At 68.0% G+C, this 16,455-nt stretch carries 7 protein-coding genes; 3 read left to right on the top strand and 4 right to left on the bottom strand.

What is annotated here, in order from left to right:
• Positions 1 to 65 precede the first annotated feature (65 nt).
• Both N5D62_RS06500 and N5D62_RS06505 read right to left on the bottom strand, forming a co-directional pair.
• Positions 66 to 3,545 (bottom strand): S41 family peptidase, encoded by a 3,480-nt coding sequence (locus N5D62_RS06500; protein ID WP_279756840.1) that lies wholly within the window; start codon positions 3,543 to 3,545, stop codon positions 66 to 68.
• 102 nt (positions 3,546 to 3,647) lie between these two features.
• A complete protein-coding gene (locus tag N5D62_RS06505; RefSeq protein ID WP_279756841.1) occupies positions 3,648 to 4,547 on the bottom strand; it encodes a 5'-nucleotidase in 900 nt (299 codons plus the stop codon).
• A gap of 298 nt (positions 4,548 to 4,845) precedes the next feature.
• Here N5D62_RS06505 and N5D62_RS06510 point away from each other — a divergent pair, with 298 nt between their 5' ends.
• Genes N5D62_RS06510 through N5D62_RS06520 form a run of 3 tightly spaced genes read left to right on the top strand, consistent with a single transcriptional unit; the run spans position 4,846 to position 14,309 of the window.
• The gene (locus N5D62_RS06510) at positions 4,846 to 10,017 is read left to right on the top strand and encodes an FG-GAP-like repeat-containing protein (RefSeq protein ID WP_279756842.1); all 5,172 of its coding nucleotides are present in this window, start codon (positions 4,846 to 4,848) and stop codon (positions 10,015 to 10,017) included.
• 10 nt (positions 10,018 to 10,027) lie between these two features.
• A complete protein-coding gene (locus tag N5D62_RS06515) occupies positions 10,028 to 14,005 on the top strand; it encodes a polymorphic toxin-type HINT domain-containing protein (protein WP_279756843.1) in 3,978 nt (1,325 codons plus the stop codon).
• Positions 14,006 to 14,009: 4 nt separating this feature from the next.
• On the top strand, positions 14,010 to 14,309 hold the full coding sequence (locus N5D62_RS06520; protein ID WP_279756844.1) for a hypothetical protein: 300 nt from the start codon (positions 14,010 to 14,012) through the stop codon (positions 14,307 to 14,309).
• Positions 14,310 to 14,670: 361 nt separating this feature from the next.
• Here the strand turns inward: N5D62_RS06520 and N5D62_RS06525 are convergent, their stop codons facing one another.
• Both N5D62_RS06525 and gspF read right to left on the bottom strand, forming a co-directional pair.
• The gene (locus N5D62_RS06525; RefSeq protein WP_279756845.1) at positions 14,671 to 15,144 is read right to left on the bottom strand and encodes a hypothetical protein; all 474 of its coding nucleotides are present in this window, start codon (positions 15,142 to 15,144) and stop codon (positions 14,671 to 14,673) included.
• 51 nt (positions 15,145 to 15,195) lie between these two features.
• On the bottom strand, positions 15,196 to 16,407 hold the full coding sequence (gene gspF, locus N5D62_RS06530) for a type II secretion system inner membrane protein GspF (RefSeq protein WP_279756846.1): 1,212 nt from the start codon (positions 16,405 to 16,407) through the stop codon (positions 15,196 to 15,198).
• Between the last annotated feature and the right edge of the window lie 48 nt (positions 16,408 to 16,455).

The raw sequence follows: 16,455 nt of genomic DNA on the forward strand, positions 1-16,455 counted from the left end.
CAGGGCGTGAGGGTCCTGGAGGGAGCCCTCATGCCCCGTGATGGGCCGCGCTCACTGTCGCGCGGTCACTGCTTGATCGGCCGCAGATAGGGCCCCGGCTTCGGTGTCTTGATCGGGTCCTTCGCGATCGCATCCTTGAGCCACGCGATCGCCGCGTCCAGCTGCGCGTCCTGCCCATTGGCGGTCGCCCGGGGCAGGTTGTCGACGGTGATGTCGGGCGTGACGCCCTTGCCCTCGACGAGGAACTGGCCGTCGACGGTGATCTGCCCGTTCTCCGCCGCGCGCATCAGGCCGTTGTCCATCAGCCGGTTCTGGTCCGACAGCCACACGCCCGCGCCCGAGGTGGTGGTGCCGATGACCGGCCCGAGGCCCAGGCGCTTGAAGCCTTCGGAGAAGGTCTCTCCGTCGGAGTAGGTTTCCTCGTTGGCCAGCACGACAACCTTGCCGCGGAAGACCTGCTGCATGTTGGGGTAGGGCTTGCTCGCGTACGGCGAGCGCGGTTGCCAGAAGGCCCAGGCGCGGCGCAGCAGCGTCTGCAGGATCCAGCTGTCGATGTTGCCGCCGTTGTTGTGGCGAACGTCGATGATCAGGCCCTCGCGCTCGCTCTGCGCGTAGAACTCGCGGACGAAGTCGCCGATGTCGTCGCGGGTCATCGCGCGCAGGTGCAGGTAGCCGATCTTGCCGCCGCCGGCGGTGTCGACGGCGCGGGCGCGGCCGTAGCGCCAGTCGTTGACGCGCAGCTGGCCTTCGCGGCGCACGTCGACCGGGGTCACCACGACGGCGCGTTCCTTGCCCGAGGCCTCGCGCAGCTGCAGCAGCACCTGCTTGCCGGCCTGGCCGCGCATGAGTTCGCTGAGGTCGGGGACGGCCGTCGCCGGGCGGCCGTTGACCTGGGTGATGACGGTGCCGACGGCGATGTTCAGGCCGGGCGCGGCGAGCGGGCCGGCCTCGGACGGCAGCTCGGGGTCGCCGGCGAAGACGCGGGCGATCTTCCAGCCGTTGGCGACGGGTTCCAGCCGCGCGCCCAGGCCGGCATAGCCGGGTTCCTCGACGCCCTTGCGGAGCTCGCCCGGCGCGACCTGGCTGTGCAGCAGGCTGAGCTCGCCGACCATCTGCGCCATCACCTCGGCGAGTTCGCCGCGCTCGGTGACGCGGTCCACCAGCGGCGCGTACTTGGCGCGCATCGCGGCCCAGTCGACGCCGTGCATGTCCTTGTCGTAGAAGAAGTCGCGCTGCATGCGCCAGGCGTCGTTGAACATCTGGCGCCATTCGGCGCGCGGGTCGACGGCGATCTGCCAGTCGGACCAGCGCACGCGCGACTTGTCGAGCTCGCCGGGCAGGCGCGGGCCGGCGTCGACGATGAGGATCTCGGGCGCGGCGCCGCCCGACGCGGTGCGGCGGATCAGGAGCTTCTTGCCGTCGGCGCTCAGGTCCCAGCCGGCGACGCCGTCGGCGAAGGTCTCGAGCTTGGTTTCCTGCGGGCCGATGGGCAGCTGGCGCAGCGTGTTGCCTTCCTGCACGTACAGGCGCTTGGAGTCGACCGCCAGCGCGCCGTAGTTGCCGGCGGCGGCGGGCACCTCATACAGGCGCAGCGCCAGGCCGGGGATCTGGATCTCGGGCTTGCCGCCCTTGGCCGCGGGCTTGGCTTCCTTGGCCGCGTCGGCCTTGGCCTCCTCGACCTTCTGCTTGGATTCCTTGTTGTCGGGCTTGTCCTTCTCCTGCTCGCGGACCTCGGCTTCCTCCTTGGCCTTCAGGCCCTGGAGCTCGTCGGGCGCGGCGAAGGGGAAACGCAGCCCGGGCTGCAGCGCCAGCGCGTAGATCTTCCAGCCCTTGTCGAAGAACGGGCCCATGTTGCGGTCGCCCCAGGGGCCGGGGTTGCCGGTCACGTTGAAGGTGCGGCGCGACAGGAAGTAGAGCCACTGGCCGTCGGGGCTGAAGGCCGGCGCGGTGGCGGCGTAGCGGTCGCTGCCGAGCTGGTGGACCTTGCCGTCGGCCACGGTCAGCAGCATCAGCTGCTCGCGGTAGGGGTTGTCGGTGGCGCGGACGAAGGCCAGGGCCTTGCCGTCGGGCGACCAGGTGAGCGCGGCGGCGCCGTCGCCCAGCTGGTCGCGGTCGACCTCGCGGGTCGCGGTGGCGCGGGCGGGGTGTTTCAGGTCGGTGAGGAAGAGGCGGCCTTCCTTGTCGGTGTGCGCGATCCACCGGCCGTCGGGCGACGGCGCGAGGCTGCGGCGCATCGCGGTGGCGCCTTCGGTGACCTGCTTGGGCTGTCCGGCGCCGTTGGCGGCGAAGCGCCAGAGTTCCACCTCGCCGCTGTAGTCGCACAGCGCGAAGACCTCGCGGCTGTCGCCGCTGAAGGCGGCGTCGCGGCAGCGGCCGGCGTCGCCGGCGGCGGCCGGGACGGGCAGTTCGGCGCGGCGCAACGGGCCCACGCCCTGCGTGGCCAGGCGGCCGCGGGCGGTCAGCACCACCTGCTCGCCGTTGGGCGACAGCGAGACGCCGCTGAGGAAGTCCTGCGGGCGGCCGACCCAGCGCTTGCGCTGCTGGTCGTAGTCGCCGCCCAGCGTGATGGCGAGTTTCTGTTCGGCGGCGGTGCCGTCGAGCGAGACGCGGTAGAGGTCGGCGCCCAGCGCGTAGACCGCCTGCGTGCCGTCGAGGCTGGCGTGGCGGACGTCCCAGCCCTTGTGGCGGGTGTGCTGGCGCGGGTCGCTGCCGTCGGCCTTCACCGACCACAGGTTGAAGGTGCCGTCGCGGTCGGACAGGAAGGCGACGCGGGCGGTGCCGGACGCGTCGGTGTAGGGCATCGGGCGGCGGTCGTTGGCGCCTTCGGCGAACAGCGGTTTCGCTTCGGCGGTGCCGGCCAGGTCCATCACCCAGAGCCGGGCGAGGGCGCCGCCGCGGTACTGGCGGGCGTTGTCGCCGCGCAGGCCGTTGCGGGTGAAGTAGAGCGTCTTGCCGTCGGGGCTGAGCGCGCCGTCGCTGGCCTGGCCGACCGGCAGCGCGCGGTGCTTGCCGGTGACGAGGTTGACCAGGTGCAGCTGGGTGCCGGGTTCGCCGCGCTCGGTGGCGCCGGAGTACAGCACCTCGTTGTCGGCGGTGATGCCCCAGACGCGCACCCCGGCGGTGTCCCAGGTCAGGCGGCGCGGCACGCCGCCGGCCGCGGGCATGACGAAGACGTCGCCGGTGGTTTCCTGCTGGCCGACGAAAGCGATCCAGCGGCCGTCGGGCGACACGGCGGGGAAGGTCTCGGCGCCGCCGTGGGTGGTCAGGCGCTGGGCGGTGCCGCCGGCGGCGGCGACCTGCCAGAGGTCGCCCTCGGCGACGAACACGACGCGGTCGCCGCGCACGGCGGGCATGCGGTAGAAGTTCTGCGTCGGGTCGACGACGCGGGGCATCGGGGCGGTGTCGTTCCCGGCGGCGGGCGCCTTGCCCGCGCTGGCGGCGGCGGTCGCGGTCGCGGTGGCGGAGCCGGTGGTTTCGGCGGCGATGGCCAGGGTGGCCAGCGAGCAGGCCGTGGCGATGGCCAGGCGGCGGACGGTGATGCGCATTGCGTCTTCCTTGTGGGAGTCCGGTGGCGGAGCGTGAAGGGGGAACCCGGCCGGACGGCAGCCGGAAGTCATGCGGCGGCGATTCTGGCGCCGCGATCGGGGTCAGCGGTTCGTCACCCCCATGGCCACGTGCCCGGCGGGCACGTGGGGGACGGCGTTCTGGACGTGGCCGTGCTGGTCGTCGAAGAAGAAGTCGGGCTCGAACTCGCGCAGGAACTCGCCCTTGGGCAGGCCGCCGAGGAACATGGCCTCGTCCACCTCGACCTCCCAGTCCATCAGCGTGCGGATGGCGCGTTCGTGGGCGGGGGCACTGCGGGCGGTGACCAGGGCGGTGCGCAGGCGCATCGGCGCGGCGGGCGCGGCCTGCAGGCGCTGCAGCGCGTGCAGCACGTCCTTGAAGGGGCCGGCGGGCAGCGGGGTGAGCTTGCGTTCGCGCTCATGGGCCTGGAAGGCGTCGAGGCCGTCGCGCTGGTAGATCTGCTCGGCCTCGTCGGAGAACAGCACGGCGTCGCCGTCGAAGGCGATGCGCAGCTCGTCGGGGTAGGCGGCGGAGGCGCGGGCCGACTGCGGGAACACGCGGGCCGCGGCGACGCCGGCGGCGAGCGCGGAGCGCACGTCCTCCTCGTTGGCGGAGAGGAACAGCTGGGCCTTGAGCGGGCGCAGGTAGCGCCAGGGGCTCTGGCCGCGGGTGAAGACGCCGCGCTCGATGCCCAGGCCGTAATGCTGGGCGGAGCGGAACACGCGCATGCCGGAGATCGGGTCGTTGCGCGAGAGCACGACGACCTCGACGCGGGGCGTGTCGCCGGCGGTGTTGAAGGCCAGGAGTTTCCGGACCAGCGAGAAGGCGGTGCCGGGCTTGGCGGGTTCGTCCAGGCGCTGCTGCTGCAGGCGCATGTAGGCGCGGTCGTCGCTGTTCTCGAAGAGCTGGTTCTCTTCCTCGAAGTCGAACAGCGCGCGGGAGGAAAGGGCCACCACGAGGCGGCCGTCGAGGGAAGCGGGCATGGGTCGGGATGATAGGCGCGGGGCTGGCGCCGGGGCCGGAGGGCGGGGCGGGTGGCGTGGGGATCGAGGGATTCTCCCGATCGGGACGGGCCGGGGGCGCGGCGTAGCATCGCGCCGCCGGGGCCTTCGGGCGCGCCCATGGTGCGCGGCGGCCGGCGAGAGAAGACAACAAGCAGAGCGTTCCAGCAGGGGAGGGACCACCCGGATCCACGCCGATCCGGACGCCGCGCGCGTCCGGGGCGCGCGCGTGCGTCCGTGGGCGGCTTCGCCAGGAGCGGGCGCTCGGGAGCCGTCCGCTTTGAAGAACGAACATCACGTGGCGCGGGAAGTGCGCGCATCCGCCCTGGTTTCTCCTGGCAAGGAGCAGATCGGCCGCACGGTCGCCACGCTCGCGCGCTGGTCCGCCCGGGTCGGGCTGGCGTCACTGGCTGCTGCCACCCTCGCCGTGTGGGCGCAGACCGCGGTCACCATTCAGCCCCCCAACCTGTCCGGCGCCATCGCGGGAACGCTGGCCGGCCAGGCGGCGACCTCGGCGGGCGGCGCGGCCACGTACAGCATTCCGTTCACGCCGCCGCCGGGCACGGCAGGCATGGTGCCCAGCCTGTCGCTGTCCTATTCGAGCCACGTGGGCATGGCCTCCATGGGCATCGGCTGGCGGGTCAGCGGCTTGTCGCAGATCGGCCGTTGCCCGAAGACGATCGTTCAGGACGGCGTGCGGCGCGGCATCACGCTGACGCCCGAGGACCAGTTCTGCCTCGATGGCCAGCGCTTGCTCATGGTGCCCGGCAGCGGCACCCATGGCGCCACGGCGGAGTACCGGACGCAACTCGACGCGCAGAACAAGGTGCAGTCCTTTGGCAGCGACCCGGCCAAGGGGCCCGACTACTTCGAGGTGCGCAGCAAGGCGGGCCTCATCCTGACCTATGGCCGGACCGCCGACGCCACGACCGAGGCGCAGGGGACCGGCAAGCCGGTGCTGAGCTGGTCGTTGTCGCGCGCGATGGATCGGCGGGGCAACTACTACGACGTCCGTTACAGCGAGGTCAACACCGCGACGCAAGGCGAGAGCTATCCGGAGCGCGTGCTCTACACCGGGCACGTCGACCAGGGCGGCGGCGGGGGCAACATCGCGCCCTACAACGCGATCCGCTTCATCTACGAGGATCGGCCCGATCTGCAACTCGCCTTCGTGGCGGGCAGCCGGCTGACCAATTCCAAGCGGCTGACGGCGTTGCGGGCCTACGTGGGCACCGATGCCGACGGCAACGGCGGCACCCTGGCGCGCGAGATCCGCATCGCCTACACGACCAATGCGACGAGTGGGCGCAGCCTTGTCGACAGGATCACCGACTGCGATGGCGCCGGGTCGTGCCTTCCGCCGACGACGTTCACCTGGACGGTGTCGGGCGTCAGCGCGGGCGCCGCGGACGGCAGCGGGGACTGGGGCGGGCCCCCGGTCTGGATCACGACTCTGGCCAGGGACGGCGAGAAGCCGCAGCAGGTGAAGAACCAGGTCGCCATGGGTGATTTCAACGGGGACGGCAAGGCCGACCTGTTCCGGGGCGACGGCACCTACTGGCAGGTCTGCCTGTCCACGGGAACCGGCTTCAACTGCAGCAATTGGGGATCGTCGACGGCGTTGACCCGCGAGGTCGTCTTCGGCGACTTCAATGGCGACGGCAAGCTGGATGTCGCAACGTATCCGAAGGTCGACGCGCCTGGCAATTGGACGGTGTGCCTGTCCACCGGCACTGGATTCAATTGCAGCGCCTGGGCCGGCTACGGCGCCAGCAACTATTACGGGGACGGCGTCGTCGGCGGCGCATTGGTGGGGGACTTCAACGGCGACGGCCGTGACGACATCGCCATCGCCGGCGCGAACGGCGACAACGAGCGGATGTGCTGGTCCACAGGGGCAGGGTTCCAGGGCGGCACCTGCCAGACCTATCCCGGCTCCTACCTGTTCATGTACTACTGGAAGCTGTCGTCCGAAGAGTCGTTCAAGGCGATGCAGACCGGGCAGATGGCCGGCGACATCGACGGCGACGGCAAGACGGACATCATTTATTACGCCGGCATCCAGAAGGACAAGATGGTGTTCCCCAAAGGGGGATGGGGCGGCATCCGGCCGACCGACACCGGCTTCGTCAGCTTCTCCGCCAGTTCCACCGGGCAGGTGATGCTGGATGGCGTTCTGAGCCCGGGCGACACCCGCTTCACGGACGTGACCGGGGATCCTTATGGGAGCTTGAGCGATGTCGTGAACGGGTACATCGCCGATGACACCCATTCGGCGCGCATGGAAATCTGCCGGAGCGATGGCACGAAGCTCCTCAGCTGCCTGCCGTTGACCGGTGCCGGCACCGCGACCGGTCCCGTTGCCATGGTTCGAGACCTCGATGGTGACGGCCAGCCCGACGTGGTCGCTGGCGGCCAGATCTGCCAACTCAAGCTTGTCGCTTATGGCGCCAACAACGCGGACCAGTACGCGTTGAGTTGTGCGCAGCGTCCACCGGGTAGTGGCAGTGGCGGGAACCCGACGGGTCAGGTGCTCCAGAGCTATGTCGGCGATTTCGACGGCGATGGCCGCATGGACGCCGCGGCCTACTACATGACGTCCAGCACGTCCGGCTATTGGCGGGTGAGTCTGTCCAGCAATGTCGGCTTCGCGGACCTGCTCGACACGGTGAGCAACGGGCTCGGCCAATCGGCGCGTTTCGTCTACAAGCGACAGAGCGACCCCACGGTCTACACGGCGGGCAGTGCCGTCTCGTATCCGAAACGCAATGTCGTCGGCGCGGGCACGCCGCTGGTGTCGTCGCTCCAGGTCGGCAACGGTGTTGGCGGGTGGCTGACGAGCGACTACCAGTACGAGGCCGCGCGCACCGATCTCAGCGGCCGAGGCGGGCTGGGTTTCGAGAAGCGCCGCGTCATCGACCGCACCAAGGGCATCACGACCCAGATCACCGTCAGCCAGGACTTCCCGACGATCGGCATGCCGCTGGAGACGCGCTCGACGCAGACCAACGGCACGGTGCTGAGCCTGGCCTCGATGAGCTATGGCAGTGTCGCGATGGCGGCGGGCTCGGTGTGCCCGTATCCGACGTCGGCGACATTGCAGACGCGCGACTTGAACGGGGCGGCGATCTCGACCACGTCGTCGAGCGTGGCCTCCGGCGGAATCGATGCCTACTGCAACGTGACCGATGTGACCGAGACGGTGAGCACCTCGGACGGCGCTTCCTTCGCCACGCGCACGCAGACGAGCTATCTCAACGACACGACCGCGTGGCTGATCGGCCTGCCGGCCAACACGTCGGTGACCAAGACGGCGGTGCAGCCGTATGCGGCGGCCAGCATGCTGTCGTTGGTCTCATGTGCCTCGTCCGCGCCGACCAACGCGGCAGCCACCTTCACTTGCACGCTCGCGAACAGCGGGCCCGATGCCGGCAGCGGCCTCAGCTACGCAAGCGGCACTGGCACGACCGCGAGCGGCCCGGCGAGTTGCGCGGGCAATTCCGCCAACTGCGGCGCCGTCATGGTGACGACGTCTGCGTCGCCCGGCACCTACAACGGCGCGCTGACGGTGACGCCCGCCAACGGGGGTGGCGGCGCGTCGGCGGGCTATGCGCTGACGGTGACCACGCCGCCTGTGCTGGCGCTGTCCAGCTGCAGCAGCTCCGCGCCGACCATCCAGGCCGCGACGATGAGCTGCCGGCTTTCCAACGGCGGGCAGACCGCGGCGAATGGCATCACCTACACGGCCGGCAACGGCGTGACGGTGAGCGGCCCTTCGTCGTGCGCGGCGGGCTCGGGCGACTGCGGGACCGTGACGGCAACGACCTCGGGCGTCCCCGGTGTCTATGGCGGCACGGTGACCGCGACGCCAGGGTCAGGGGGCAATGCCGCGTCGGCGAGTTACTCGCTGACCGTCTACACCTCGTCGGCGCTAACGCTGACCGGATGCAGCAGTTCGTCGCCCTCGGCCTCGGCGGCGACGATGAGTTGCACGCTGGGCAACACGGGACAGACGGCCGCGAGCGGCATCGTCTATGCCACTGGGGCGGGCGCCTCGGCCAACGGCCCCGCGACCTGCGCGGCGAACACGGCCAACTGCGGCACGGTCACCGTGACGACCTCCGGGTCACCCGGTGGCTACAACGGCACGCTGACGGCCACGCCGAGCACCGGCAGCGGCGCGTCGGCGGGTTATGCGCTGACGGTCTACACGCCGCCCGCGCTGACGCTGGCGGGCTGCGCGAGCTCGTCGCCGACGACCGCGGCCGCGACGATGAGCTGCACGCTCGGCAACAGCGGCCAGACGGCGGCGAGCGGCATTGGCTACGGTACGGGCGCAGGTGCATCGGCGGGCGGCCCCGCAAGTTGCGCAGCCAATACCGGCAACTGCGGCGCGGTCACGCTCACGACCTCGGGCAGCGCCGGCAACTACGGCGGCACGCTCACGGCGACACCGGGCAACGGTGGCAGTGGCGCATCGGCGGGGTACTCGCTGGCTGTCTACACGCCACCGGCGCTGGGACTAACAAATTGCGTCGCCTCCGCGCCATCGAACGCGGTCGCCCATTTCACCTGCACGCTGATCAACAGCGGTCAAACGACGGCCACCGGCGTCAGCTATGGCGCGGGCGCCGGTGTGGGCGCCGGTGGCCCCACGACGTGCTCGGCGGGGTCGTCGAACTGCGGCGTCGTGACGGTGACCACCATCGCAAGTCCCGGCACCTACACGGGGACGCTGGTTGCTTCGCCGTCCAACGGCGGCAGCGGCGCGTCTGCGGGGTACTCGCTGGTGGTGTTCACGCCGCCAGCGCTGCGCTTCGCCGGCTGCTCGCCGACATCGCCGTCGACCGCGGTGCAGACGCTGACTTGCAACTTGGCCAACGACGGCCAGACAGGCACGTCGGTCGCCTACGCCACGGGCAACGGCACTTCGATCGGCGGCCCCTCGTTCTGCGCCGGCAACAGCGGCAACTGCGGCGCGGTGGTGGTGACCACGTCTTCCACGCCGGGCCTGTACAGCGGCGCCATGTCGGTGACTCCGCTCAACAGCGGCACCGGCGTTGGCACCGGCTACTACCTGCGCGTGTACTCGAACGGCACCACGCTCACCGCCTCGCCGATGACGATGGACTGGGGCACGTTGACGGGCGGCTCGCCGACCAAGTCGATGACGATCACGAACTCCGGCCTCGCCCCGACGACGCTCAGCTGGACACTCGCCTACACCGGCGGCTCGATCGGCATGGGCAACTACTCGGTGGTCGCGGCGCAGTCGAGCTGCACCTCGGGCCAGGCGCTGGACATCGACCAGAGCTGCACGGTGACCTGGGCGATGAACACGCAGTGCACGACCCACGGCGTGCGCGCGGCGCAGATGAAGATCAATGGCGGCACGTCGCAAGTCGTCGTGTCGATGTCGGCCAACGTGCAGCGCACGACGCTGTGCCAGTAAGGAGCCGACCATGGAGATCGACAAGATGAAGCATCCGATGGCGGTCCTGGGAGGGATGCGTCCGCTGGCGGCGGCGCTGGCGCTGGCCGGCTTGAGCGCGCTGGGTGGGGCGGGCACCGCGATGGCGCAGAGCACGACGGTCACGCGTTCGGTCAGCTACGAGTACGACGCCTATGGGCAACTGATCCGCGAGACCTTGCAACCGAACGACCCGGCATTGCGGCAGGTCACCGAGTTCACGCGCGATCCGGTGTCTGGCGTGGACTTCGGCCTGGTGAGCGCGAAGACGGTGAAGTGGCTGGACCCGGTGACGGGGACGGCGCAGAGCCTCGTAGTGGAGCGAACCGGCTTCGACGCCAAGGGGCGTTTCCCGGTGTCGCAGACCAATGCGAAGTCGCACACCGTGACCAGCAGCTACGACGCCGCGACCGGCGCCATGCTGAGCATGGTCGATCCCAACCAGCTCACGGCGAGCTGGCAATACGACGGGTGGGGTCGAAAGACCAGCGAGTCTCGCGCCGACGGCACGTCCACGACCTGGACTTACCGGCAATGCGTCAGCGGCTGCGGATGGGCGGCGATGGTCGCCATTTCCCAGCAGTGGGTGGGCTTCGGGACCACGTCGCAGAACCAGACGGCAGTCCCCAAGGAAGACTTCATCGACCGGCTGGGCCGGGTGGTGAAGAGCCGCACCTGGGGCTTCGACGGCACGGCGGTCATCGCCGAGACGGCCTTCTCCGCCCAGGGCTACACGGCCTCGGTCGCGCGGCCCCGCTTCGAAGGAACGTTGCCGGTATGGACGTACTACGAGCGAGACGATCTCGGACGCGTGAGCAAGATCCGATCGCCGGCCGCGGATGGCAGCGGGTACGCGGAGACGACCTACGCCTACGACGGTCGGCTGCTCTCGATGGTCAACGCCAAGGGGCAACAGCGCGTCGAGGAGCGCAACGGGCTGGGCCTGCTCAAGGCGGTCACCGACGCGTTGAACAGCACGACGACCTACCTCTACGACGGATTCGGCAACCCGACGCGCACGCGCGATCCGCTCGGGAATCAGATTTCCGTCGGATATGACGCGCTGGGGCGCAAGACCTCGCTGAACGATCCGGACCTCGGCGCCATGTCGTACTCGGTCGACCCCTTGGGCCAGATCTGGAAGCAACGCGACGCCAAGGGGCAGGAAACGACGTTCACGTTCGACGAGCTCGGACGCATGGTGCGGCGGCTGGAAGCGGACCTGGACTCGCGTTGGGAATACGACACGGCGGCCAAGGGCGTGGGCAAGCTCGCCGAGAGCTACACCTGGGTCAACGGCGCGAAGGACGTCCGTCGCGTCGTGACCTACGACGCAATCAGCCGGCCCAGCACGATGACCGCGAGTCTCGATTGGGACTACATCACGCAGGTCACCTACGACGGCTTCGGGCGTCCCAGCGTGCAAAGCCATACACGACGGGCGCGAGGCGCCACGTCCGGCGGTGTGACGACGGCCATCGTCGGCACGTTCAACGCGCAGGGGTATGCCGACAAGACCTATCGCCGCAGCGATGGCACCGACACGTTGGTGTGGCAAGGGCTGGCCATCGATGCGGAGGGGCGAGACACGCGGCAGCAGTTCGGATCCGGCGCGTTGGTGGTGCATGGCTACAACGCGAACACGGGCCGGCTCGAGAGCGTCGTCAGCGGTGCGTCGACGACCTCCGGATCGGCGGACGGGACGCTGCAGAACGACGTCTACCAGTACGACGTGCTGGGCAACGTCGCCTACCGGGCTCAACTGAACGGCGTCGGCTCGCTGCTTCAGGAGTCCTTCGAGTACGACGAACTCAACCGGCTCAAGACGAGCTACATCGGCAGCGAGACGCGCAGCTTCACCTATGACGCACTCGGGAACATCACGAGCAAGGCGAACGTGGGCACGTATGCCTATCCCGCTTCGGGATACGGCGCGGTGCGTCCCCATGCGGTGACGAGCATCACCGGCAACGTGGCCGGACTGGTGAACCCCGGGTTCAGCTATGACGCCAGCGGGAACCTGGTCAACGGCTTGAATCGGGCCTACACCTGGAGCGCCGCGGACCAGCCGCTCACGATCGACAAGCTCTCAGGCGGGCAGGCGGTGCAACGCACCGAGTTCGTCTACGGGCCCGAGCACGAGCGAGTCAAACAAGTCGTCCGCACGATGAGCGGAGGCCAGCCGCAGGCGATGGTCAACACGGTCGTCTACGCCGGCGCGGTCGAGAAGGAGATCGATGTCGAGAAGGGCGTGACCATCATCCGGACCAGTCTGGGCGGCGATGGCTACATCGAGGAACGCATCGCGGGGACCTCCATTGATCCGGAGACGGCGGGGGCACGCACTGCCCGGTTCTATCTCAAGGACCACCTGGGCTCGGTCATCGGTGTCGTCAACGAAGCGGGGCAACTGCTTCAGCGGATGAGCTACGACGCGTGGGGCCGTCGAAGGAATGTCGACGGCAGCGACGACAGCTGGAGCGCGCTCGGGACGATCAAGAACGACCAGGACAACTCGGGCTACACGGGGCACGAGCAACTGGACCAGCTGGGGCTGGTGCACATGAATGCGCGCCTGTACGACCCGATCATCGGGCGGCACGTGAGCGCCGACCCGACGATCCCTCGGCCGGAGAACCTCCAGGCGTTCAACCGGTATAGCTACGTTCTGAACAACGCGATGGTGTATGTCGACCCGACCGGGTTGACGCCGGACGATCCCCGGGAGACGTTGGCCAATCGCGAGGCTGAATCTCCAACTGAACAGAAGGCGGAGCAGGAGAAGTCCAGCGGCGGAGAAGTGAAGGTGTTGCCGACCGTCTACGTCTACGGCAAACGCAATACGGCGGGCTCAACGGCTGGCATAGACGCGTCATCGTCATCGAAAGGCGACGGCGGCGTTGCGCTCACCCACAACTTCGACTTCGTCCGAGGAGGGAATGCAGGACCGGGAACGGGCAACAGGGCCATGTTGGGAGGCGGATCGGGCGCGAGTCAGGCGTTCTGGCTTCATGCAGCATTGACTGCTGGTTCATTCATGCCGGTGGTTGGCTCCGCCTTCGCCGTGGCCGACGCGGCCGTCTCTTACATGGAGGGTGACACCACGGGCGCGCTGATCGGGCTGAGCGCCGCCGCGATTGGCGTCTTCTCGGACGCTGGCCTGGCGAAGACAGCGTTGATGGCGGCCCGGGAGATCAAGGGCGCCAAGGCGGCGACTTCAGTGTTGAAGGGATGCTGCTGCTTCGCTCCAGGAACGCCGGTGTTGGCTGAGACTGGGCTCGTTCCGATCGAACAGATCACGGTCGGCACTCGCGTGCAGTCATGGGATGAAGCGACGGGAAGAACGGCGCTCAAACCAGTGGTCGCGGTGATCCTGAACGAAGGACGTCCGCTCTATCGCCTGTCACTGGTCGAGGAGTCCGGCCGCGTGACGACGACCGAGGTCACGGACAACCATCCCTACTGGGTGGAGGGAGCTGGCTGGGTCGAATCGCTGCATCTCAAGCGCGGGATGAAGATCGCCACGTTTGAGAATGCGGCCGCGAGGGTGCTGGGTATCGAGGACTTAGGGCGCGCGGAACTCACCTATAACTTGACGGTCGCGGATTTCCATACGTACTTCGCGGGGGAGAGTCGAACGCTTGTTCACAACACTTGTAAATGTGAACTCGCCACAAAGGCAGTTAGCTCGCGAATCAAAGAGTCGCCACGGCTGGTGAAGGAGGCAGATGTTGCCGGAAAATCTCATCAGGAAAGCTTGGATCGCCTGATGGAGCAACTTCGCAAGGGGAATACAAATCCAGGAATTGGAACCAAGCCAATCGGCTCCGGCTTGTCCGAAGCGCGCGCCAGGGATGGAGCGCGCGTTTATTTTAGAGAAACAGAGAATGGAATTGAGATACTCGGAAAATCAAGTAAGGCCAATCAAGAGTCAGTAATTAAAGAAGTTCTTCGCGTATTTGGAAACTAATACTATGAAATTTCACTTGAGAACCCCATCCGGGCAAGAGATTGTTGATGCAGTCGATGACAACGTTGATATTTTGATTGACGTTGAAGACGGCAGGTTGTTCTCTGCGACATTCTTTACCATCAATAACTTGTCCACGCTCATGCGCAGGTATCGAGCTTCGGGAGAATGTGCTGCTGGTAAATATGTCTGGGCGAAAGACATGATCGTCGTTGAGTCGATCACCAGAGCAACCCTTGAAGTTGCGATTGATGAACTAATTCGGACCGGGGAAATTGAATCTTGTTGCACCCGTCTCCATTGACGGTTCTGATTTGACGGAGGCGCAGTGCGAGTCCGCTTACCTGATCGACTTCAAGGTAGTAAAAGGGGCGCAGTACTTGACTCGCCAGGGGAATTCGTCATGAGCGCACAGCGACTGGGATCGGACCAGAAAGGAGATCAATGGAGTCATCGACCATTGACACTCCTCGGATTTTCCCATCTTGGAGGCGATGAAGCGGGTCGAAACTGTAGCGTGATACTGGTTGATGCCTTGTAGCAAGCTGAGTTTCGCGACTGTGCTGAAGTCGATTGGTCGAGGCTTCAACGTTGCTAAATGAGATGGCGATAGCAATGGAGCGGCACTCCAGTGGTCAGGAGCCAGTTCGCTCAACGCCGAGTGATCACAGCGCCAGCGAATCCCTCAGCGCCTGCAGCCGCAACTCAATACCCGGCCGCAGCTCCAGATCGAGCGGCCCATACATCCGCTGAATCGGCATCCCGAACTGCGTCATCACGCCGAGGTAATGGCAGTTGCGAGCCGCGTCGTCCTCGCAGGGCACGTTGTAGATCAGGTAGCTGTTCGCGATCGCTGTCCGCGCGTGCGCCGGATACACCACCAGCGTGACCTTGCGGCTCTTCGACACCCGCTCGCCGAGCGTGTCGGTCACGTCCGAAAACGGAATGCCGCCGAACCCATTTAGCTTCGCGAGTTCCGGATAGCGCTCGACGAACAACGCCGATAAGGGCGTTTCCGTCCGCACCGCCGATGCCGCCGCTTCCGGCGTCTGCGGCGCCGATTGCTCGATCTCCGCCACCGCTTGAACGCCCATTACCGTCATCCCGACGGCGGCCATCCACCGCGCCGCGTGCTTCATGCCCTTTGAGCCCATCTCCGCCTCCCCAGGCTTGGATGAATCCTCGGCGGCTTACTGCGCCGCCAGCTTGTTCATGTCGATGATCGGCAGCAGCACGGACAGCACGATTAGCATCACCACCCCACCCATCGCCACGATCAGCAGCGGTTCCAGCAGCGTCGCCAGCGTCATCGCGCGGCGCTTCACCTCGCTGCCCAGCTGTCTGGCCGCGCGCTGCAGCATGTCGGGCAATTGCCCCGTCTGCTCGCCCAGCCGCGCGAACATCGACAGCAGCCCCGGGAAGCGCTTCTTCCCCGCCAGCGCCGCGCCCAGCGGCGCGCCTTCGCGCACCTGCGCCAGCGCATCCAGCGCATCCGCCCGCATCGCCTCGTTGGACAGCGTCTCCGCCGCCGCCTGCAGCGCCTTCAGGATCGGCACGCCCGCGCCCGCCAGCATCGCCAGCGTCCCCGAGAACCGCGCCGCGTTGTAGCCCCGCGAGAGCCGCCCCAGCAGCGGCAGGTTCAGCCACGCCGCGTCGAAGCGCTGCCGCGGGCCTTCGCGCTTGAGGATCTGGCGCACGCCGAAGAACCCGCCCACGAGCACCACCAGGATCACCACGCCCCACTGCCGCAGCACGTCCGACGTGCCCATCATGATCCGCGTCAGCAACGGCAATGTCTGCCGCGTCTGCGTGAACACCGCCGCCACCTGCGGCACGACATACGTCAGCAGGAAGCTCACCGCCAGCACCGCGATGATGCAGACGATCACCGGATACGCCAGCGCCCCGAAGAGCTCCGAACGCAGCCGCTGTTGTTCCTCGAGGTCGTCCGCCAGGCTCTCCAGCACCGGCCCCAGCGCGCCGCTCTGCTCGCCGGCCGCGACCACCGCGCGGTAGACGTCGTCGAACTCCCGCGGCGCCAGCGCCAGCGATCGCGCGAACGACGAGCCCGCGTTGACCTCCGCCTTGAGCTGCGACATCAGCTCGCGCTGGCGTGGCTCCTCGGCCTCGTCCGCCAGCGCCGACAACGAGCGCTCCAGCGGCAATCCCGCCGACACCAGCCCCGCCAGCTGCCGCGTCCACACCGCCAGCCCCGCCGCCTTGAAGGCGCGCCGCGCGAAGCGCGACTGCTTGCCCGCGGGCGCCGCCACCGGCTTCACCTCCATCGGCACCAGCCCCTGCGCCCGCAGCTGCGAGCGCGCGGCCTTCACGGTGTCCGCCTCCAGCAATCCCTGTTTCGGTTTGCCGGACGCGTCGAGGGCGTCGTACTTGAAGGCGGGCATCGCTCGGAACCTCGTCGTTTACTGCGTGTGCGGAAGCGTCTCGGCCGC

The organism is Mitsuaria sp. GD03876, assembly GCF_029840635.1.
Lineage (GTDB): Bacteria > Pseudomonadota > Gammaproteobacteria > Burkholderiales > Burkholderiaceae_C > Roseateles.